Here is a 21121-nt window from a genome sequence, read left to right on the forward strand (position 1 = left end):
CGCATCAGGTCAATTCCTGACGGCAGTTGAAAAAACAGCTCTGTCCTTGACCGACAGATGCTGTGCCTTGTCTCCCATTGCCGCAAACACATCGGCATCGGTACCTGTCATCCAGGCCTGACAACGCAAATTCAGTATTTCCTCAAAAAGACTATCACGTCTTTTTTCATCCAGATGTGCCACAACCTCATCCAGCAGCAGAAGAGGTGATGCGCCGCGCTCAAGCATCACCAGACGGGCATGTGCGAGAACAATCGACAGCAACAGCGCCTTCTGCTCTCCGGTTGAACACAGACCCGCCGGCATAGCCTTTTCAAGATGGTGTACCAACAGATCGCTCTTGTGAGGCCCCCAAGAAGCCCCCCCTGTAATTGTATCCTGTGACCTGCTTTCATAAAGGCGGCGACGTAATTCTTCCTCGGCAATCAAGGCTGGCTTATCTTCTAGCCACTCTTCCACAGCCCCCTGCAATACAAGACCCGCCACAGGAAAGTCTCCATGTGTTTCAGCACAGGCATGCTGCAGCTTTTCGGTAATTTCCCGCCGAGCCACGGAAACAGCAATCCCATAACGGGCCATCCGGTCCTCAAGCGTCGAAATCCAGGTCAGATCCCGACTGCCACCTTTCAACAGACGGGCCCGCTCTCGCAGAGCATGTTCATAGGCATTCGTATTTGCCGCATGTTCAGGATCGAAACCAAGCACCAGCCTGTCCAGAAACCGCCGCCGCCCAGATGCGCTATCGCGCAAGAGACTGTCCATTTGTGGCGTCAGCCAGACCGCAGACAGCACCTCTGCAAGCGCCTGCTGACTTTTGCAGACCTCGCCATCAATCTTGATCAGACGCCGCTCCCGTCCACCAGTGCCCATTGCCAGAGGATCCCGCCCCGTGCCAACTTCCCTTATTTCCTCTTCTGCACAGACTTCGGCAGCCACAGCCCAGGCAAACAGTGTTCCTTCCGGCACGATACGGGAAATTTCGGAAAGAGCCCCCCCGCGCAACCCCCGCCCTGGTGTCATCAGGGAAATTGCTTCCAGCAGATTGGTCTTCCCTGCACCATTTACCCCGGTTAAAACAACAGGACGTTCATCAACTGTAATCTCTGCACGCTCATAACTGCGAAACTGGGTGAGTACCACCCGCCGCAACCAAAGGCGTTCTGATCCGGCTTCGTCAGTCACAAAGGGGGATCCATTCTGGGCTACAGCCAGCATGCGAAGAGAGTCCAGATCCGACCAGATCAAACACGCATTGGCATCAGCACATACAGGGCTGAATTATCAGCAGAATCACGAACAATCGTTGGAGAAGCTGCATCCGCCATCAGGAATTCAGCTGAATCCCCTTCAATCTGCTGCGCAATATCCAACAGATACCGCGAGTTAAATCCGATATCGAGTGCTGTCCCTTCATAGCTGATTTCAAGGACTTCAACCGCACTACCATTTTCAGCAGAGTTGGCAGAAAGTGTCATGGTCGAACCATCAATACTGATTTTCACCGCCCGGCTTTTTTCAGTTGAGATGGTCGAAACACGATCCACTGCAGAAGAAAAGGTCTTGCAGTCCAGAACCAGGCTTTTGTCATTGCCGCTTGGAATCACCCGCTGATAGTCCGGGAAGGTTCCGTCGATCAATTTCGAACTCAAGACAGTTGAATCAAACCGGAACATGATTTTCGTTTCCGACAACGAAACTTCGATCGGATTGCTGGTTTCATCAATCAGTTTGCGGAGTTCGTTAACCGTTTTCCGCGGCACGATCACACCAGGCACGTTCTCGGCACCCTCAGGCAGCGGCATCTCGAAGCGCGCCAGACGATGACCGTCCGTCGCAACAGCCCGCAATACAGCAGTACCATCAGCCTCGGTAGCGTGGATATAAATACCGTTCAGATAATAACGGGTTTCTTCGGTCGAGATGGCAAAGCGGGTCCGATCAATCAGATTTTTCAGCTCACTGACCTGAACGCCAAAAACCTGTGGCAAGCTGGCCATGCCGGAAGCCGGAAAATCCTCGCGCGGCAGGGTCTGCAACGTAAAGGTCGAGCGCCCGGCTTTGAGAGTCATCTGGGCCGTATCCGGATTGGCCGAGACTTCGACCTCGGAACCGTCCGGAAGTTTGCGGACGATATCATAGAAAGTATGCGCGGGGGCTGTTGTCGCCCCGGCTTCCACAATGGTCGCCCCAACCTGATCCACAATGGTCAGATCCATATCTGTCGCGGTGAGGGAGAGTTTTCCGTCTTTGGCTTCCATCAATACGTTGGAAAGGATCGGAATGGTGTTTCTGCGTTCCACTACACTTTGAACATGCGCCAGGGATTTCAACAATGCAGAGCGTTCAATTGTCAACTTCATGATGCTATGACTCAGTCCGTATCTCTCATCAAAACCTTATAACACTCTTCCTCCGGCTGCCCGGAAAAAGAGGTCGTGAATGCCCCGTGTTACCAGTTGCGACCAGACCATAGGCCATCACCTCGACACGGGCGAAAAGTATAGCGGGTTCATACACAGAAGGAAAACAATTATAATACTTTATCAGCAAAGAAGCAGCGTAATCTGAAATTAGGGAATCGGCTCAAAAAGATAGCTCGATTTCAACCGCCTTCCTTAAGACAAAGAGTGCTAAAGCGAAAAGAAAACCGGAGAGGAAATCAGTTTTCCAGCATCCGCCGCAGAAGTTCGATATCTTCTGAAAACTCGACATCTCCCGACTTCAGCTCTTCCACTTTTTTAACCGCATGCATCACTGTCGTATGATCGCGACCCCCGAATTTTCTCCCGATTTCAGGAAGCGAGCGGGAGGTCAGATGCTTGGAGAGATACATGGCGATTTGCCGGGGGCGCGCAACAGCCCGGGCACGGCGGGACGAATGCATGTCAGAAATACGCACATTGAAGTGCTCAGCTACTTTTTTCTGGATTTCCTCGATGGTCACACGGCGGTCATTCGCGCGCAAAAGGTCGTGCAAGACTTCCTGCGTCGTTTCCAGAGACACCGCTCGCCCGACCAGGGTTGCGTGTGCAACGATGCGGTTCAACGCTCCCTCGAGCTCCCGGATGTTCGAGGTAATCTTGTGGGCCAAGAACTCGATCACCTTCTGCGGAATAACCACATCAAGCTGTTCGGCTTTTGATTCAAGAATTCCCAGGCGCAGCTCATAGGTTGTCGGATGAATATCCGCAACAAGCCCCCAGCCCAACCGTGACTTCATCCTGTCTTCTACGCCAGCAAGATCAGAAGGGCTCTTGTCAGCAGAGATCACAACCTGACGATTTTGATCAACCAGAGCATTAAAGGTATGGAAAAACTCTTCCTGGGTCGCTTCTCGCCCCCCGATAAACTGAACATCGTCAATCATCAGAACATCAACAGAGCGGAACTGCTCCTTGAAAGACATCGTGTCTTTTGTCCGCAGCGCCCGAACGAACTGGTACATAAATTTTTCCGCAGAAAGGTAGATAACCTTTTTTTGCGGATAGACATTGCGAATTTGGTGAGCAATAGCGTGCATAAGGTGGGTTTTACCCAGACCAACCCCGCCATAAAGAAACAGGGGATTGAACGGAACGTTTTCCGCCTCGGCCACACGTCGCGCAGCCGCATAGGCCAACTCGTTAGGTTTACCAACGACAAAGTTATCGAAGGTAAAGCGCGGGTCCAGAGAACCGGAAAGGCTCTGAAACTCGGCAACACGAGGAGATTCAACAAGAGCAGGAAGCTCGGATTCTTCACGAGGAGATTCTGGCTTTTCAGACAGACGAACCTCTGCTTCAGCACCAACCTCAACAAGAGCTGGCTTAGGTACCGGCCGGGCAAGGGGCAACACCACGATTTCCACAGCAGAGGAAACCCCGGCCTCATCCTGCCAGAGAGCCTGAATACGATCCTGATAGTTTCCCGCAACCCAATCACGCATGAAGCGGGTCGGCACTGCCATACGAATACAGGAATCGTCACTGCTCAGGAGCGTCAATGGCTTCAGCCAACTACGATAAGCGGCCTCACCGACTTCAGCACGCAGCCGACCAAGAACACGGTCCCACTGCAACTGAATTGATGAAATCACCTCACTTTGAGCCATAAGTCTCCCCAACCCACATACAGTATCATAATCAGGCTGCCCTCTCTTCAGGCAACCTGTTATCAAGTTATGGCCCGTTCGCATGGGCTCTTCACAATCAGCCAAAAGTAATTATTAGCTAAAAACTTATATTGTTTTTAGCTTTTACTTCAAACCGCCAAATATTCAGGACGGAACAACTTAGAATTGCGAGGACAAGCAACGCTGAAACTTCCGTTCAACTGACGAAAGCCCTTCCCAAGGCTGTTTAATGTACTAGCCTCTGGCGACGCATGCAATATGATCAGACCAAGAACATCATATTTTTTCCCGATCCATGCGTTCCTCTGCCGGGAGAAAATCCTGACCTACTAAATCTTGTGTAGGGACTCGGAGGCAGCACAGAGAGCATGTCACTTGAATAAGCGACCCTCTCGGATTCTCAGAATAACCAGACGAATCGACACAAAAAAAGTCGCGCCCATAAAGAGCGCGACTCTTCTTATTCCCCATCCGAAGATGGAAAAACTTAAGCCAGAGCTTTGATGCGGCTGTTCATACGAGACAGTTTGCGAGCTACTGTGTTCTGATGAAGGATACCAGAACGAACACCACGATGCATTTCAGGCTGTGCTGCTTTCAATGCTTCCTGTGCCGCAGCTTTATCGCCACCGCTGATCGCTGCTTCAACCTGTTTAACGAAGGTGCGGATGCGACCCATACGAGACGAGTTCAGCTCGTAACGCTTGGCGTTACGACGGATCCGGGTTTTTGCAGAAAGATGATTAGCCATCGATAGGCGCCTATTCTTCTATAAATAATGAATCTCGAAAGTTGCGGCGTTATAACGGTGCCCGGAGAGTTCGTCAAGCACGATCAAACGGAAATGCGACTCCTACGCCGCATAAATCATGGCATTTGACAAAATTCCAGCAAAATCAGCGATGTTTCCAATCCGCTTTTCTCTTTTCAGCAAAGGCTGTCATGCCTTCGCGTCGATCATCCAGAGCAAACGTAGAGTGGAATACCCGGCGTTCGAAGCGGAGTCCCTCACTCAGAGTTGTTTCGTAAGAGCGGTCGACGGATTCCTTGGCAATCATCGTGACAGGCAAAGAATGTCCAGCAATCTTTGCCGCAGCAGCCATGGCTTCCTCCATCAGCTTATCCACAGGCACGACCCGACTGACCAGACCACAGCGTTCCGCCTCATCCGCATCCATCATCCGTCCAGTCAGACACATATCCATTGCCTTGGATTTACCGACGATGCGGGTCAGACGCTGCGTTCCACCCGCCCCGGGAATCGTCCCGATGGTGATTTCAGGTTGGCCGAACTTGGCATTTTCAGCTGCAATGATAAAATCGCACATCATGGCCACTTCGCAACCTCCGCCAAGCGCATATCCCGCCACAGCAGCAATTACAGGCTTTCTGGTCTTGGCCAGAACTTCCCAGTCATCGGTAATAAAATCCTCCCGATAAACCTGCTGAAAGTCCTTTCCGATCATTTCCTTGATATCAGCACCAGCGGCAAAAGCACGCTCAGAGCCCGTCACCACAAGACAGCCGATCTCGTCGTCAGCCTCAAACAAGGCGACAGCCTGACCAAGCTCATCAATCAGTCCAGCGCAGAGAGCATTCAGAGCCTCGGGACGATTAAGGGTAATCAGACCGACCCGGTCACGCTTTTCCACGAGGATATATTCATAAGCCATAATCAGGGATGCTCCTTATAATCAGTATTTGGGGCAGAGTGCCGAATGTTCACTGCGAGGGCGCGAGAATAATTCGCAGAATAGATCTGCCATTTTCCACACCCTTTATAATCTCGATACTGAGAATTTCCCCTTCGCGCTGAAACAGCCCCTCTTCGAATACGTTCCAGCCCAACTGGGGCAAAGTGCGTCCGTAAAATTCCCGGATTTCCTTTTCATTCACCAGTCCTGATGCAAAACCTTCGACAATACGTCCTTCGGGTTTGTCAAAGACCATGCCCATTTCAGGCATTTCTTCCATTCCCGGCATGACGGGAACACCATCACTCCCCGTAAAAAAACCCGCTGTGAATTCTTCCGCTGTCGCAGCAAGTACATCGCCGACACGAAAAGCACCCGAAGAAAGCACAACAGCCATCAGGAGAGCAGAGATCAGAATGCGTAAAAGGATCAGACGGAACATGACTAACTTGTACATCAGCGTTGGCACCCAGGACAGAAGAAAGTTGACCGCCCGCTTTGCTGTACCCGCGTGATCACAGGAGCCTCAGCCCCCTCTCCGCACTGCCGACAGGGCTCACCCTCCCGGCCATATACCGCCCAGGAATGCTGAAAATACCCCAACTCCCCTGTTGCCTGGACATAGTCACGCAAACTTGAGCCCCCTGCCTCGATCGCCCGGGTTAATACACTCTTGATTGTTGTGGCCAAAAGGTCCGCCTCGCTCCCCTGAACAGAGCCAGCCGGGCGCTCTGGCGATATGTGGGAAAGGTAGAGAGCTTCACAGGCGTAAATATTTCCAATTCCTGCAACAACCCGCTGATCCAGCAAAGCGGCCTTGATTGAATTCTTTTTGTTTTTAAGCCTCTCGGATAATATCGGACCATTAAAACCATTACCCAAAGGTTCGGGACCAATATCCCGGAACGCCTTGTGTTGAAGAAGATCAGCCTCCGCAACAAGATCCATCATGCCAAAACGACGCGGGTCACAATAGCGGATCTCTTCCCCCTCATCGGTTTCAAAAATGACATGGTCATGAGGGTCAAGAACCGGGCGTTGCTCCGCACCGGAGACACGCGGCAGGATCGTCATCCGCCCGGACATGCCGAGGTGGAAAAAGAGCACCATACCATCATCCAGGTGAACCAGCACATATTTGGCCCGCCGTGCCAGCTTCACGACACAGCGCCCGGTCAATCTCTGGGCAAAGTTTTCCGGCAAGGGAAAGCGCAGTTTGTCCCGGCGCTGGATCACCTTTTGGAAGCGACGTCCCTCCAGACTCGGGCGCAACCCCCGCATCACGGTTTCTACTTCGGGGAGCTCTGGCATAACCCTGTTTTCCTTTGCGTTCGACTGGCTGCGGTACTATATCATTCAACCAGACAGGCAAAAGGGCTTTGCACGGGTCACTGCAAGAAAATTGCGCCGAAAGCGGCTGGACATTCAAATGGCAGACAAACAAAACACCAATCACTCCCCCAACAATACCCAGGATAATGCAGTGGAAAATGTTCCGGATAATTCCTCATCAGGCACAACCCACTTTGGGTATAGTGAAGTTCCGATAAACGAAAAACGAAACCGGGTCAGGGGTGTTTTTGAAAGCGTCGCCCGCAACTATGACCTGATGAATGATCTGATGAGTGGCGGCATTCATCGTCTCTGGAAAACATCGCTTATCGACTGGCTGAACCCCCGAGCGGGCGAAGCGCACCTGGACGTCGCAGGTGGCACAGGTGATATCGCACTGAGAATCATTGATCAGGTTGGTCGCGATCTGGCCGGGCCAGTCACAGTGTGTGACCTGACCCCTGACATGATGCTGGTAGGACGGGACCGGGCAATCGATCAGGGTATTGTCCAGGGCATCAGCTGGACTTGCGGCAATGCGGAAAGCCTTCCTTTTCCGGACCGGAGCATGAACTCCTATACAATTGCATTTGGACTGCGCAACGTCACTCATATCGACAAGGCTCTGTCAGAAGCCCGCCGGGTACTCAAACCGGGTGGACGTTTCTTCTGTCTTGAATTCAGCCAGGTTGTTCTTCCGGTACTGAGCGAAATTTACGATCAGTATTCTTTCAAAATCTTACCCGCCATGGGACAGCTCATCGCCAATGACCGGGAGTCATATCAATACCTGGCAGAATCCATTCGCCGCTTTCCACCACAGGATGATCTCATTCGGATGATGACGACGGCTGGTTTTGAGCAATGCAGCTATCGCAACTATACCGGAGGCGTCGCCGCGATTCATTGTGGATGGCGTATCTAGAACCAACCTCACAGTCTATTTTTCCATAACACACCCATTTGACATTTAAAGAGCAGTCATGTTTGAAAAGATCGCAACCCTTCTCCGTTTGATGCGGATTGCACGGACGCTGGCGCGCCATGATGCTCTGGCTGCTTTTGAAGAAGAACGGCTTATCCCCGGAAAGCTCGCAGCAGTTGCCGTCTGGTGGGGGAGGAAACTGTCCCGGCGCAACACCCCTGGCCGCCCCGGTGAAAAACTCGCCCGCGCTTTGACCGAGTTGGGACCAAGTTTTATCAAGCTGGGCCAGTTTCTCTCAACCCGCGCAGACCTTCTGGGAGAACAACTGGCAACCGATCTTGCCCAGCTACAGGATCAACTCTCTCCCTTTGACGGCTCACTCGCCAAGAGCATTATCGAAAAAGAACTTGGCAGAGATCTTGAGCAACTGTTCCTGTCATTTGATATGGACGCGATCTCTGCCGCATCAATTGCACAGGTCCACTTTGCCGAAACCATCGAGGGCGAAGCCGTCGCCGTCAAGGTCTTGCGTCCCGGCGTTGAAGAGAGCTTCCGTAAAGACCTGAAACTTTTTTATAGCCTCGCGTCTCTGCTGGAAAAAAGCCGGCCTTCCTTTCGCCGCTTTCGCCTGACCGAGGTCGTGCAAACTTTTCACGATACTGTCCGGCTCGAGATGGATTTGCGTATGGAAGCTGCCGGAGCATGCGAACTGGCAGAAAATTTCGCTGACGATTTTTCTTATGACACCCCGTCAATTGATTGGGACCGCACCAGTCGTCGCGTCCTGACCATGAGCCGTGTTGAAGGTATCCCTCTTGATGACCGCGAGGCTCTACTGGCTGCAGGACACAATCTGGAAGAAGTCCTGACAAGTGCTGCTGCCATTTTCTTCAACCAGGTTTTCCGCGATGGCTTCTTCCATGGCGACCAGCATCCGGGCAATATGTTTGTCGGAGATGATGGCCGCCTCGTCGCTGTCGATTTCGGCATTATGGGGCGACTTGATAAAAACACCCGTTTTTTCCTTGCTGACATGCTGGTCGCCCTGTTGCGTGAGGATTATGTCAAACTGGCTGAAGCACATGTCACAGCTGGCCTCATTCCCGCGAACCAGTCTATCGAGACATTTGCCCAGGCCCTGCGCTCGGTCTGTCAACCGATCATGGGAAAAGATCTAAGCCACTTTTCCTTTGCCAAGATGTTGGGACAGATGCTCCATCTTGCAGAATCTTTTGATATGACGATTCAGCCACACCTGCTTTTACTGCAGAAAAATATGGTGATGGCTGAAGGCGTCAGCCGCAGTTTGGACGAGAATCTGAATCTCTGGTCTCTTGCCCAGCCACTGGTCGAAGATTGGATTCTCAAAAACCGTGGCCCGGAGGCGCGGGTACGTGAAGGGATCACAACGCTCTCGGGAAGTCTGGAGAAATTGCCCCGGCTCATCAGCAATCTGGAAGCCGCAAGTGAGAAGTTTTCCCAAAGCGGATTACGGCTCCACAGCGAGACAATTCAGGACTTTCACAAGGAAAGTAGCGGCACAGCCCGGTGGGCTTTTATCCTTGCGATCGCCAGTTTGGCCTTCTCAATAGGATTTACCGTAAACTTTATATTGTTTTATGGTTAACCTTTATTAACAATCTTTTGTTGACATTGACTCGTTTTATCCAAAAAATCGAATTCAGTATTTACGAAATCTCACCGTGAAATAAATCAGTCCATTATGATATCAGGTAAACGAGTTCTGCTGGTCATTACTGGTGGAATAGCTGCATACAAATCTCTGGAGCTTATTCGCCGTTTGCGAGAAGCAGGGGTTTTTGTTCGCGCTGTTCTGACCAAATCGGGAGCAGAGTTTGTCACGCCTCTCTCTGTCTCGGCCCTTACCGGCGAGAAAACCTATGGCGAGCTCTTCTCTCTGACCGATGAAACTGAAATCGGTCATATCCAGCTTTCCCGTCAGGCAGATCTGGTCGTCGTTGCCCCCGCGACAGCCGACTTTCTGGCGAAAATGGCCCAGGGAAGAGCAGATGACCTCGCCTCGACTATCCTGCTTGCCACAGACAAAGATACCCTTGTCGCCCCTTCTATGAACGTGCGTATGTGGAACCATCCGGCAACACAGGAAAATGTTGTGAAACTGGAGCAACGCGGCGTCAGAATGGTCGGCCCCAACGATGGGGATATGGCCTGTGGTGAGTTTGGTCCGGGGCGCATGGCTGAACCGGCAGAGATCCTGGCTGCCATTACTGATTATTTTACACCATCGACAGCCCCTCTGCAGGGCATTCAGGCTCTGGTAACCGCCGGCCCGACACACGAGGCAATTGATCCTGTTCGCTATATCGCCAACCATTCTTCTGGGAAACAGGGCTACGCGATTGCCGCCGCGCTGCAAAAACTGGGCGCCAACGTCACCCTGGTATCAGGCCCGACAAACCTTCCGTGTCCTGCCGGGGTAACCAGAATAGCCGTACAAAGTGCACTCGAGATGCTTGCGGCCTGTGAAAAAAGCCTTCCTGCGGACATCGCTGTCTGCGCCGCGGCCGTCGCCGACTGGCGGGTCGACAAGATTGCAAGCACAAAGCTTAAAAAAACGTCCGCAACAAGTCTGCCTAAACTCAACTTTGCCCTCAATCCCGATATTCTGGCCAGTATCTCCAGAGATGGTCCCAACCGCCCGGGACTGGTTATCGGATTTGCTGCAGAGACCGAGGCTGTTGAAGAAAATGCAAAATCCAAATTGGCCCGCAAAGGCTGTGACTGGATTATCGCCAATGATGTTTCTCCGCAAACCGGTACCTTTGGTGGGGATAACAACACGGTATTGCTGGTTGACCAGACCGGAAGTGAAAGCTGGGAAACCATGACCAAAAACGCTGTGGCAGAAAAACTGGCTCAGCGAATCGTAGAAAAACTGAAACTCAATACCTGATAATAAATTTATCGGGGCCGCTGAAAGATCCGAATGACCACCTTGAGCATAGCTGTAGTTCAACTCCCCCACGGAAAGGGCTTGCCGCTCCCCGGCTATGCGACACCACAATCTGCTGGTATGGATCTTCTTGCGGCTATTGAAGAACCGATGGTGCTGGCACCGGGTGATCGCTCTCTGATCCCCACGGCGCTTTCCATCGCTTTGCCTGCCGGTTACGAGGCACAGATCAGACCCCGGTCTGGGCTGGCCCTGAAACACGGCATTACCCTGGTAAATACACCGGGGACAATTGACGCTGATTACCGCGGAGAAATCGGCGTCATCATGATTAATCTCGGGCACGAACCCTTCACCATACAAAGAGGCAACAAAATAGCCCAGATGGTGATCGCTCCCTGTCTTCAGGCAGGATGGCAGCCGGTAACCTCGCTGAATCAGACAATACGCGGGGATGGTGGTTTTGGCTCGACGGGTGCAATGGTCCAGGGAGACTAAAAAAACATGCTTCGGCTTTCAAAAAAGCTGCTCTTCGCCATAGAAGCAGTAGTGGATATCGCTTATCACGCGGGGTCACACCCCGTCCGGTCTACTGAAATTTCAAGGCGGGAAGGAATTCCCCGCCGATATCTTGAGCAGGTCCTGCAACAACTGGTGCATAACGGAATTCTTGCTGGACAGCGCGGCCCCAAAGGCGGCTATCGTCTCGCCAGAGAACGCAGGCGCATTTCTGTGGGCGATATTATCCGTGTTGTCAGGGAACTCGAAGGCGCGAACGATCCGGCCAACGAAAACGATGGATCCGAAATCGGGGTTGGTGTCGTCAGGCCCATCTGGGTTGACATGCAACGGGAAATAATGGAGCGTTTCGACAATATTACTATTGAGCAGCTCTGTGATGACGCCCGTAAACAAAACATCCCCAGTGAGGCAACAGCTGCCATGCCCGATTTCAGCATTTGATCGGGCAGGTCTCCTGGGTTGATTTAGTGAGCAACCATGAAGACCGAAAGCAATAAACGCGCAGCCTCTTTCCGGGGCAAAATCTATGATTCGATTCTTGATACCATTGGTGCAACCCCATTGGTGCGTTTGAAGAAGCTTGCCAACAGTCACGATTCAAAGGCAGAAATTCTAGGAAAATGCGAATTTTTCAATCCTCTGGCATCAATCAAGGACCGGATCGGCTTTGCGATGATTGAGGCGCTGGAGGAGGCTGGAGAGATTGATCAGGAAACGGTCATAATCGAGCCAACCAGTGGAAACACAGGTATTGCACTGGCATTTGTCTGTGCCGCAAAAGGCTACAAGCTGATTCTGACCATGCCCGAGACCATGTCATCGGAACGGCGCAAAATGTTGCGCCACCTCGGCGCTGAGCTGGTCCTGACCGAAGGATCACTTGGCATTGGCGGTGCTGTTGCCAGGGCTGAAGCACTGGTTAAGGAACTTCCCAAGGCCGTTATGCCCCAACAGTTTCTTAATCCGGCCAACCCCGCAATTCACCGGGTGACAACTGCAGAGGAAATCTGGCGCGATACCGACGGCAAGGTTGATATGGTGGTTTGCGGCATTGGAACCGGCGGAACCCTGACCGGGGTGGGTTCAGTCCTGAAAGAGCTAAACCCGGACATAAAAATGGTCGCAGTGGAGCCGGAAGACAGTCCCGTGCTTTCTGGTGGACAACCGGGTCCACACAAAATCCAGGGCATCGGGGCAGGTTTTATTCCCGCTATTCTCGAAACCGGCCTGATCGACGAAGTTGTTCGGATTGGCAATGACACAGCCTTCCGCATGGGACGGGAAGCAGCTGCCCTTGAGGGTCTCCCAGTAGGGATATCTTCAGGCGCTGCCCTTGCTGCCGCTTTGGAGATAGGGGCACGTCCGGAAATGGCCGGAAAACAGATCGTTGCGATTTTGCCTTCTTTTGCCGAACGTTATCTCAGTACTGATCTTTTCGAAAACAGCTAAGCTCCCCCCAGACCCCATTACAGGCCCCTAAAGACCGTGCCCGATACAGATATAACAGATGATGAACTTTCAGATGAACAGATTGAACGCTATGCCCGTCATCTGGTGCTGCCGGAAATAGGAGAAGCGGGCCAACAAAAACTATTGAACTCAAAAGTGTTGGTCATCGGCGCAGGTGGCCTGGGATCTCCCCTGTTGCTGTATCTCGCGGCTGCAGGGATTGGCACGATCGGTTTTGTCGATGATGACAGGGTCGATCTTTCCAATCTGCAGCGTCAGATCCTGCACGATGTTGCAGCGATTGATCAGTTTAAAGTCGATTCAGCTCTCTTACGTCTCAAAGCACTGAATCCCGAAATCACACTTCAGCCTCACGCCTTACGCCTTGACTCCAGCAATGTAGACCAGATCGTCAAAGCTTACGATCTGGTTGCTGATGGATGTGACAACTTCAATACCCGCTATCTGGTCAACGATGCCTGTTATCGTCAAAAAAAGCCAGTGGTCTCAGCCGCCATCATGCGTTTTGAAGGGCAGCTGACAAGTTTCCGCGCCTTTGAAAAGGGCGATAAACCCTGTTATCGCTGCCTTTTTGGTGATGAGCAGGTTGCTGAAAAGGGCAGTTGCGCCGATGTTGGCGTGCTCGGTGCCCTGGCTGGCACCATGGGCAGCCTTCAGGCAATTGAGGTCATCAAGGAGGTACTCGGGATTGGCGAGAGCCTGAGCAACAGCCTTCTGCTTTATGATGCCCTTGGCACAAGCTTCCACCGGATGAAAACCCGGCGGGACCCTGCCTGCAGCCTCTGCGGCAACCAGATGCCACACCAGAAATAACGCTTCTCGCTGGGCGGACTACAACAGGCGCTCAATAGGATAGCCAGAAAAGTGTTTCGAGGTGTTGAGAACAACATGAGAGCTGATGTTCATCACGCCCTGTGTTTCGGTTGCATCAAGCAGATAATCATTGATCTCGTTATACCGGGCCATATCCGGCGCGACGATCCGCAAGCAAAAATCAAATGATCCACTGACCATATAACATTCCACCACCTCTGGAATGTCCTGAACGTAATCCTGGAAAGCCTTGAACTGTTCACGGCTGTGATCCTTGAGAGTCACCGTCGCAATTACCATAACCGAGCGACAGACCCGCTCCAGATCGACCATACCAAAAAACGGACCGATAAAACCGCGCTCCTCAAGTTTCCTTACCCGGTTAAGGCAGGAACTCGGAGAAAGGTTCACCCGCTCGGACAGCTCCTGATTCGTGATCCGCGCTTCTTTCTGAAGAATGGATAGAATCTTCTGATCCATTTTATCTAGCTGCAGATTCTTCGTCATTTTATCTCCACAGGTCACAGAAAACCGTACATTCCAGGAAAGATCCGTAAAATCACCTTACCCTGTTTTTTTCACCAAAACCCGCATTATGAGTAATGTAAGGCAGAACACCCTAATAATATTACAATTTTCTGCCTTTCAAGAAACAACTTTCACGAGGCCGCAGAAAGTTTCGTATAATAATTTTTAACCGCAGTATCTGCGGTTGGGAACGATGAGAATGATAACACCTGCGGTAGCTTCTACGGTAGAATTGTTTCAATGCTGTTCGTCAGTCCCGGATTTACCTTCACAGATCCCGATTTGGCGGCCCGTACATAACAAACCACTAGCAAAACCGGAACCACTTCCCTGTGAAACGGGGTGCCCGGCAAGGAGCAAAAAATGACAGACATTCTTCCCGGTCGCGAAGCCATGATGGCAACCTACAGCCCTCCTGACATCGCTTTTGAAAAAGGTGAAGGCTCCTGGCTTTACGCCAATGACGGAAGAAAATACCTCGACTTTTACAGCGGGATTGCAGTCTGCTCCTTCGGTCACGCCCACCCGCATCTGGTCAAGGCCCTGAAAGACCAGGCAGAAAAGTTCTGGCATTGCTCCAACATGTTCCGGATTACGGAAACCGAAAAACTGGCCCAGCGCCTCGTTGATAACAGCTTTGCCACCAAGGTTTTCTTCAGCAACTCTGGCGCCGAAGCCAACGAATGTGGTCTCAAGATTCTGCGCAAATACCAAGAATCAAAAGGTCGCCCCGAGCGCAAGCGTATCATCGGTTTCCACAGTGCCTTCCACGGCCGGACCATTGGCACGATTTCTGCCGCGGGCAACCCCGGTCATACCGCTGGTTTTGTCATGGAAGATGAAGGCTATGATCATGTTCCCTATGGCGACCTCAAGGCCCTGGAAGCAGCCATCACGGACAAGACTGCCGGAATCATCTTTGAGCCTGTACAGGGTGAAGGCGGTATCCGCCCCGCAACAGTTGAATTTGTCAGGGGTATCCGGGCGCTTTGTGACAAACACGACATCCTGATGATGGTCGATGAAGTCCAATGCGGTATGGGCCGTACCGGTAAAATGTTCGGATATGAGTGGTCCGGCGTAGAGCCCGACGTCATGTCCCTTGCCAAAGGCATGGGTGGTGGCTTCCCGGTTGGCGCCTGCCTGGCCAATGACAAGGCCGCGGCCCCGATGATCTTCGGCACCCACGGCAGTACTTTTGGTGGCAACCCGCTGGCAGGTGCCGTTGGAAACGCGGTCCTCGATCTCATGCTGGAAAAGGGCTTCCTCCAGTCTGTTACTGACAAGGCAAACAAGGTACGGGCCGAGCTCGAAGGCCTGATTGCCAAGCACCCCAAAGCCCTGGTTTCTGTCCACGGCCTTGGTCTGATGATCGGTATCAAATGCGTGGTGCCAAATGGTGATATGCTGCTTGAGTTGCGCAAACAGGGTCTGCTGTGTGCCAAATCCGGTGACAACCAGATCCGGTTCCTGCCGCCGCTGAACGTTTCTGATGCCGAACTGGATGCCGCGATCGAGATCTTTGATCGCGCCTGTACAGCTCTGACAGCATAAGGAAACGCCGGTCGATGACTTACCACCCTATCCTCGAGTGGATTGAACAGCAGCAGGATAAAATGCTTGCTAACGTTCTTGCGCTCAGCAATCTCAATTCCGGCAGCGCCAACGTTGCCGGAATTGAGCAGGTCGTCGACCGGCTTTCTGATCTGGCAAGCTCTCTGGGGGCAACGGAAGAACGTATCTCCCTTGCCCCGCGCAGTGAAGTCCTCGATAACGGGCAGATTCTGGAAAAACAGAGCGGTCCTCTGCTCCGTTTGACCAAGCGCCCCAATGCCAACCGACGGATTCTGCTGGTCGGGCACAGCGATACTGTCTATCCGGTTGATCATGCCTTTCAAACCTGTCGTCATCTCGATGACAACACGGTCAACGGTCCAGGCGTTGCCGACATGAAGGGTGGACTTGTTGTCATGCTGACAGCCTTGCAGGCCCTCGAACGCAGCCGCTTTGCAGAAAATATCGGCTGGCAGATTATTATCAATCCGGATGAGGAAATAGGCTCTTTTGCTTCGGCGCCCTATCTGGATGAAGCCGCCCGTGCTGCCGACGTCGGCATGATCTTTGAACCAGCGCTTGCCGATGGGACTCTGGCTGGTGCCCGCAAGGGCAGTGGCAACTTTTCACTGATCGCCCGGGGCAAAGCCGCACATGCCGGGCGGGAACACCATCTCGGCCGTAATGCCATTGCAGCCCTTGCCCGCGCCATGACCCTGCTTGATGGCCTCAACGGCCAACACGAAGGCGTCACCATCAATCTGGCCAAGCTAACTGGCGGCGGCCCCAACAATGTTGTTCCGGATTTTGCCCTCTGTCGTTTCAATATCCGGGTACCGACACCTGAAGGGCAAAGCTGGGCTGAAGAACAACTGGCACAAATTGTCGCCCGGATTGGCACTGAAGAAGGCATCACCCTCGAACTGCACGGTGCTTTTGGCAGGCAACCCAAGGTAATGGACAAGGCGCATGAACAGCTCTTCGCCCTGCTGCGCAGTTGTGGCGCAGATCTGGGCCTGCCGCCGATTGAAGCCAAAGCGACGGGCGGGTGCTGTGACGGTAACAACCTCGCCGCAGCTGGTCTGGCCAATATCGATACTCTTGGCGTACGAGGCGGCGCCATCCACAGCACAGACGAATTTCTGCTCGTGGACAGTCTGAGCGAACGCGCAAAACTGACGGCTTTATTGTTGATGAAACTTGCTGCCGGGGAAGCCAACTGGCCTGACCGGGCAACCTCCGTCAGCGAATGATCCCTGACGAGGGCCTGATATAACATTTGTCTGACCCGGCACCCCAACAAAACAGGTTGCTGGATCGACCTCTTTCAAACTGGAAATAACCTGATGCTACTTATCCGACCTGCACGACAAAGCGACATGGGCGATCTTATGGGCCTGTCGCACGCTGTTGGAACCGGTATGACCTCCATGCCCGCCAACGAAGGCGCCTGGCTGGAAAAACTGACCCGATCAGAAGCCAGCTTCAAGTCCCCGGCCAACGGGCCGACGGGTGAAATCTATTTCATGGTTCTGGAAGATACCGCCACACGCAAGGTGGTGGGGACAACCGCGATCTATGCGGGTGTTGGCCTTAAACATCCCTTCTATTCCTACAAGGTTTCCACCATTGTTTCCGCTTCCGGTGAACTGGATACCACCCGGAAAATGCGTATTCTCTATCTGGTTAACGACTACACCGGCTCAACCGAGATCGGCTCGCTTTATCTATCAGCCGACTATCGCCAGCCGGGAGTCGGACAGTTTCTTTCCCGCTGCCGTTATCTCACTCTTGCAGATTTCCCCGATCGTTTTGGCGATACGGTGATCGCCGAGATGCGGGGCTGGCAGGACAAGGAAGGTCGTTCGCCCTTCTGGAATCACCTGGGTGGCAAGTTTTTCGGTATCGCCTTTGAAAGCGCCGACAAGATTTCCTCGGTCAAGGGCACCCAGATCATTTCCGATCTTATGCCAAAGTATCCGATCTATATCGACCTGCTGCCGGAAGAAGCACAAAATGTTATCGGCAAACCCCATGATTCTTCCAGCCCTGCCCTGCGCCTGCTGGAAAAGGAAGGTTTTACCTTTAAGGGATATGTCGATGTCTTCGATGGTGGTCCCTCTGTCGAGGTTCCGGTCCAGAACATCAAGACCCTGCAGGCAAGCCGCATCGCCACCTTTGCCGGTGTCGAGGAACAGGAAACAGCCGAAGACCAGTCAAACCTCTATATGATAAGCAACGGGAATATTACCGCCTATCGCATGTGTTTGCAGCCGGCAAGACTGGATGAAGAAGGTCAGATTTATCTGACCCAGGAAACTGTCGAGGCCATGAGGCTGAACAAGGGCGATCAAATCCGCTGCGTAAAATTCCGGGAGAAAAAGGCATGAGCCTCAAACAGAAACTTTTCATCAATGGCATCTGGAAAGAAGGCAAGGGCGAAGCGCTTGTTTCGATCAATCCCGCCAGTAACGAAACCATCTGGCAGGCCGCGTCGGCGACCAGAGCCGATGTTGATGAAGCCGTTGCCAGCGCCCGTGCTGCCCTGCGCAACTGGGCGCTCGCCCCTCTCGCCAGCCGAGTAGAGATCATCACCGGCTACCGCGACCTGCTGAAAGAACGTCAGGAAGAACTCGCCGTTGCCATTGCGCAGGAAACCGGGAAACCCTTATGGGAAACCCGCACCGAAGCCGCCTCCATGGTGGGTAAGGTCAACCTGTCGCTGGATGCCTTTGAAAAGCGCACCGGACATTCCGAAAACCCCATGGGTGATGGCCTGAAAGCCAGCCTGCGGCACAAGCCCCACGGTGTGGTCGCGGTCTTCGGCCCCTATAACTTCCCCGGCCATCTGCCCAACGGCCATATCGTGCCGTCTCTGATTGCGGGCAACACCATTGTCTTCAAACCCAGTGACCTGACCCCCATGGTCGCCGAGGTCATGGTCCAGGCCTGGGCTGATGCCGGACTCCCCGCCGGGGTGCTCAATCTGGTACAGGGCACCAAGGAAACCGGGATTGCTCTTGCTGGTCATGACGGCATCGATGGTCTGTTCTTTACTGGCAGTTCCGCAACCGGGGAGCTGCTGCACCGCCAGTACGGTGGCCAGCCCGGCAAAATCCTTGCACTTGAGATGGGCGGGAACAATCCGCTGATCGTTATGGAAGCCGCAGATCATCAGGCCGCAGCCTTTCACACCATCCAGTCCGCCTATGTGACTTCTGGTCAGCGCTGCACCTGTTCACGTCGCCTTATCCTACCAACGGGCGCAGAGGGTGATACCTTTCTCGATACTCTGCTGACCCAGATCGATGGCATCAAGGTTGGCCTGGATGATCCGGAAAACCCGCCGTTTATGGGCTCTCTGGTCTCCAATGCCGCTGCCGATGGCATTCTCGCCGCGCAGGAAAAGCTCGAAGGACTTGGCGGCAAAGTCCTGCGTCGGGCCAAACGCCTGTTCGACGGCAAGCCTTTCCTTACTCCGGCGCTGATTGATGTCACCGCTGTCACCAACCTGCCAGACGAAGAATATTTTGGCCCCTTGCTGCAGATCATCCGGGTTGCCGATTTTGATGAAGCCGTCCGCGTTGCCAACAACACCCGTTTTGGCCTGTCAGCTGGTATTCTCACTGACCGTAAGGACCTCTGGGAGAAATTCTGGGCTGAAAGCCGGGCCGGGATTGTCAACTGGAACCGGCCTTTGACCGGGGCCAGCGGTGCGGCTCCCTTTGGCGGTATCGGTGCCAGTGGCAACCACCGTCCCAGCGCGTTTTACGCCGCAGATTACGCCGCCTACCCCGTTGCCTCTCTCGAAGCAGAACATCTGGACGTTCCCGCCCAGCTGCCACCGGGCATCACTCTGAACACAGGGGCGAAAGCATGAAATACTACGAGGTAAACTTCGACGGTCTGGTCGGCCCGACCCATAACTTTGCCGGTTTGTCCTATGGCAACATCGCCTCTGACAAGTCAGCCAAGGAAAACTCCAGCCCCAAGGGTGCCGCCCTGCAGGGGCTGGAGAAAATGAAGGCCCTGTCCGATCTCGGCATGAAACAGGGTGTGCTGCCCCCGCAGGAACGCCCGCACATGCCAACCCTGCGCAAGCTCGGTTTCACAGGCAGTGACAAGGAAGTCCTGAGTAAAGCGGCAAAGACCAATCCCGCCCTGCTTGCCGGAGCCTCTTCGGCCTCCTGCATGTGGGTTGCCAACGCCGCCACGGTTTCCCCTCACCCCGATACCGCTGATGGCCGGACCCATTTCACCCCGGCCAATCTGGTCTCCATGTTCCATCGCTCGATCGAGCATCCGGCAACCGGACGGGCGCTGCAGACCATCTTTGCCGATGAGAGCCGCTTTGCCCATCACCCCGCCCTGCATGGCAGCAGCCACTTCGGCGATGAAGGTGCCGCCAACCACACCCGCTTCTGCAGTGATTACGGCGATCCCGGTGTCGAGTTTTTTGTCTATGGCATCGAGGCCTTGCGCAAGAGCGCTCCGGCGCCGAAACGCTTTCCCGCCCGTCAGACACTCGAAGCCTGTCAGGCCGTCGCCCGGCTGCATGGGCTGGCAGATGACCGCGTGGTCTTTGCCCAGCAGAACCCCGATGTGATTGATCAGGGCGTGTTCCACAACGACGTGATCTCGGTCGGGAATGGCCGGATCCTGTTCCACCACGAAAAAGCCTTCCTCAACAGTGAAGAAGTAAAGGCAGAGCTGAACCGGAAACTGCCCGGTGCGGATATGATTTTTGTCGAAGTGCCCGATGCCCAGGTCCCGGTCGAGGACGCGGTCCAGAGCTATCTTTTCAACAGTCAGCTGGTCTCCTGTGGGGCCAATGGTGGCGGCAGCAACAGCGCCACCCTGATCGCCCCGATCGAATGTGAAGAGAACCCCAAAGTCCGCGCCTATCTTGATCAACTGATCAAAAGCGGCAGCGCCATCAGCGATGTCCGTTTTTTCAACCTGCGTCAGTCCATGAAAAACGGCGGTGGCCCGGCTTGCCTGCGCTTGCGCGTGGTGCTCAATGACGGCGATCTGGCGTCACTCGGAGCCAGAGTCCTGCTCGATGACCACCTTTACGCCGATCTGAAAGCCTGGATCGAGCGTCACTATCGCGACGAACTCGCCGCCGAAGACCTGCGCGACCCGGCCCTGCTCTACGAAGTCCGCACCGCCCTGGAAGAGCTGACCCGCATTCTCAACCTCGGTAAACTCTACGACTTCCAACGCGGGTGAGGTCC

At 53.5% G+C, this 21121-nt stretch carries 20 protein-coding genes; 12 read left to right on the forward strand and 8 right to left on the reverse strand.

All coding sequences use genetic code 11. The annotated features are described in order from the left end of the window. Positions 1-9: 9 nt before the first annotated feature. The 7 genes from recF to mutM form a co-directional block, all read right to left on the reverse strand. Positions 10-1215, reverse strand: a complete 1206-nt coding sequence (gene recF / locus O4H49_RS09305) for a DNA replication/repair protein RecF (RefSeq protein ID WP_269423162.1) — start codon at positions 1213-1215, stop codon at positions 10-12. A gap of 26 nt (positions 1216-1241) precedes the next feature. Beyond that, on the reverse strand, positions 1242-2360 hold the full coding sequence (gene dnaN / locus O4H49_RS09310) for a DNA polymerase III subunit beta (RefSeq protein WP_269423163.1): 1119 nt from the start codon (positions 2358-2360) through the stop codon (positions 1242-1244). A 299-nt stretch (positions 2361-2659) separates the two neighbouring features. Beyond that, complete coding sequence (dnaA, locus tag O4H49_RS09315) at positions 2660-4090, reverse strand: chromosomal replication initiator protein DnaA (protein ID WP_269423164.1); 1431 nt, start codon at positions 4088-4090, stop codon at positions 2660-2662. 508 nt (positions 4091-4598) lie between these two features. After that, positions 4599-4862, reverse strand: coding sequence for a 30S ribosomal protein S20 (gene rpsT / locus O4H49_RS09320; RefSeq protein ID WP_020594526.1), 264 nt, complete (start codon positions 4860-4862; stop codon positions 4599-4601). A gap of 145 nt (positions 4863-5007) precedes the next feature. After that, on the reverse strand, positions 5008-5784 hold the full coding sequence (locus O4H49_RS09325) for an enoyl-CoA hydratase (protein WP_269423165.1): 777 nt from the start codon (positions 5782-5784) through the stop codon (positions 5008-5010). A 49-nt stretch (positions 5785-5833) separates the two neighbouring features. Then, complete coding sequence (locus O4H49_RS09330; RefSeq protein ID WP_269423166.1) at positions 5834-6262, reverse strand: hypothetical protein; 429 nt, start codon at positions 6260-6262, stop codon at positions 5834-5836. Beyond that, the gene (mutM, locus tag O4H49_RS09335) at positions 6262-7116 is read right to left on the reverse strand and encodes a bifunctional DNA-formamidopyrimidine glycosylase/DNA-(apurinic or apyrimidinic site) lyase (protein ID WP_269423167.1); all 855 of its coding nucleotides are present in this window, start codon (positions 7114-7116) and stop codon (positions 6262-6264) included. The genes O4H49_RS09330 and mutM overlap by 1 nt, the downstream gene beginning before the upstream one ends. Positions 7117-7234: 118 nt before the next feature. On the opposite strand from mutM, the gene ubiE reads away from it, so the two are divergent. From ubiE to O4H49_RS09370, 7 genes are all read left to right on the forward strand, one after another. Continuing rightward, entirely contained in the window at positions 7235-8062 is an 828-nt protein-coding gene (gene ubiE, locus O4H49_RS09340; protein ID WP_269423168.1) for a bifunctional demethylmenaquinone methyltransferase/2-methoxy-6-polyprenyl-1,4-benzoquinol methylase UbiE, read from the forward strand. A 58-nt stretch (positions 8063-8120) separates the two neighbouring features. Next, positions 8121-9689: a 2-polyprenylphenol 6-hydroxylase gene (gene ubiB, locus O4H49_RS09345; protein WP_269423169.1), complete on the forward strand. Its 1569-nt coding sequence runs from the start codon at positions 8121-8123 to the stop codon at positions 9687-9689. Positions 9690-9785: 96 nt separating this feature from the next. Beyond that, positions 9786-10997, forward strand: a complete 1212-nt coding sequence (gene coaBC / locus O4H49_RS09350; RefSeq protein WP_269423170.1) for a bifunctional phosphopantothenoylcysteine decarboxylase/phosphopantothenate--cysteine ligase CoaBC — start codon at positions 9786-9788, stop codon at positions 10995-10997. Positions 10998-11030: 33 nt separating this feature from the next. Further along, a complete protein-coding gene (gene dut, locus O4H49_RS09355; RefSeq protein ID WP_269423171.1) occupies positions 11031-11495 on the forward strand; it encodes a dUTP diphosphatase in 465 nt (154 codons plus the stop codon). A gap of 6 nt (positions 11496-11501) precedes the next feature. After that, on the forward strand, positions 11502-11960 hold the full coding sequence (locus O4H49_RS09360) for an RrF2 family transcriptional regulator (protein WP_269423172.1): 459 nt from the start codon (positions 11502-11504) through the stop codon (positions 11958-11960). 36 nt (positions 11961-11996) lie between these two features. Continuing rightward, entirely contained in the window at positions 11997-12968 is a 972-nt protein-coding gene (gene cysK / locus O4H49_RS09365; protein ID WP_269423173.1) for a cysteine synthase A, read from the forward strand. 36 nt (positions 12969-13004) lie between these two features. Then, entirely contained in the window at positions 13005-13802 is a 798-nt protein-coding gene (locus tag O4H49_RS09370) for a HesA/MoeB/ThiF family protein (RefSeq protein WP_269423174.1), read from the forward strand. 18 nt (positions 13803-13820) lie between these two features. Here O4H49_RS09370 and O4H49_RS09375 read toward each other — a convergent pair whose 3' ends face one another. Further along, on the reverse strand, positions 13821-14309 hold the full coding sequence (locus O4H49_RS09375; RefSeq protein WP_269423175.1) for an Lrp/AsnC family transcriptional regulator: 489 nt from the start codon (positions 14307-14309) through the stop codon (positions 13821-13823). A gap of 384 nt (positions 14310-14693) precedes the next feature. Here O4H49_RS09375 and O4H49_RS09380 point away from each other — a divergent pair, with 384 nt between their 5' ends. From O4H49_RS09380 to astB, 5 genes are all read left to right on the forward strand, one after another. Then, the gene (locus tag O4H49_RS09380; RefSeq protein ID WP_269423176.1) at positions 14694-15884 is read left to right on the forward strand and encodes an aspartate aminotransferase family protein; all 1191 of its coding nucleotides are present in this window, start codon (positions 14694-14696) and stop codon (positions 15882-15884) included. A 14-nt stretch (positions 15885-15898) separates the two neighbouring features. Then, a complete protein-coding gene (locus O4H49_RS09385; RefSeq protein WP_269423177.1) occupies positions 15899-17137 on the forward strand; it encodes a hydrolase in 1239 nt (412 codons plus the stop codon). Between the two features lie 93 nt (positions 17138-17230). Continuing rightward, positions 17231-18274 carry an arginine N-succinyltransferase gene (locus O4H49_RS09390; RefSeq protein WP_269423178.1) on the forward strand — a complete coding sequence of 348 codons (1044 nt, stop codon included), beginning with the start codon at positions 17231-17233 and terminating at the stop codon, positions 18272-18274. Beyond that, complete coding sequence (astD, locus tag O4H49_RS09395; RefSeq protein WP_269423179.1) at positions 18271-19764, forward strand: succinylglutamate-semialdehyde dehydrogenase; 1494 nt, start codon at positions 18271-18273, stop codon at positions 19762-19764. The genes O4H49_RS09390 and astD overlap by 4 nt, the downstream gene beginning before the upstream one ends. Then, entirely contained in the window at positions 19761-21116 is a 1356-nt protein-coding gene (gene astB / locus O4H49_RS09400; RefSeq protein WP_269423180.1) for an N-succinylarginine dihydrolase, read from the forward strand. Before astD ends, astB begins: the two co-directional genes overlap by 4 nt. The last annotated feature ends 5 nt before the right edge of the window (positions 21117-21121 follow it).

This window comes from Kiloniella laminariae (assembly GCF_027214005.1).
GTDB classification, from domain to species: Bacteria; Pseudomonadota; Alphaproteobacteria; order Kiloniellales; family Kiloniellaceae; genus Kiloniella; species Kiloniella laminariae_A.